Source organism: Endothiovibrio diazotrophicus, assembly GCF_054657215.1.
The window spans coordinates 1-472 of the sequence record NZ_BAAHXB010000313.1; the positions used below are offsets into that span (position 1 = coordinate 1).

Genomic DNA, 472 nt, shown 5'->3' on the forward strand with positions numbered 1-472 from the left:
CCCAGGTCGCCGTCATAAAGCAGCTCGTAGACGATGCTCTGGCCGCGCCCGCCACGATGCACCAGCAGGTATTCCAGATCGGTCAAGCGGCCACAGTGGATCTTCAATTGGCCATCGCTCCAGCCGGTGGCCTCGCGGATGTCGCGGCGGCTGAAACGGTAGTCCCGTCGCTCCATGCCCTGTCGCTTGCAGCCGGCGGCCACCAGGGTCTTGATGTGCTTCAGCAGCGTGCAGGTCTGCGGCGGCAGCTCGTCCAGGGTGCGCCCCAGCACCTCGTGGGCCAGCCGATTCGCGGCCTCGATGTCGGCGCGGGTCACCTCGATGTATTCCAACTCCCGGCCGTGGGCGCGGACGGTCTTGATCTCCCGTTGGTGCTGGTGCAGCAGCGCGATGGAGCGGATCAGGGTGAGGTACTTCATGTGGTCCCGCCGGGTGCGGGTCTTGTCGTCGATAAACGTGAGCTGTTCGGCAA

The 472-nt window shown here is 65.5% G+C and carries 1 protein-coding gene; it reads right to left on the reverse strand.

The genetic code is table 11. The annotated features are described in order from the left end of the window. Window positions 1-472, reverse strand: a 472-nt coding sequence (locus ACYQ2W_RS26590; protein WP_459874143.1) for a hypothetical protein, incomplete at both ends; no start/stop codon positions are given.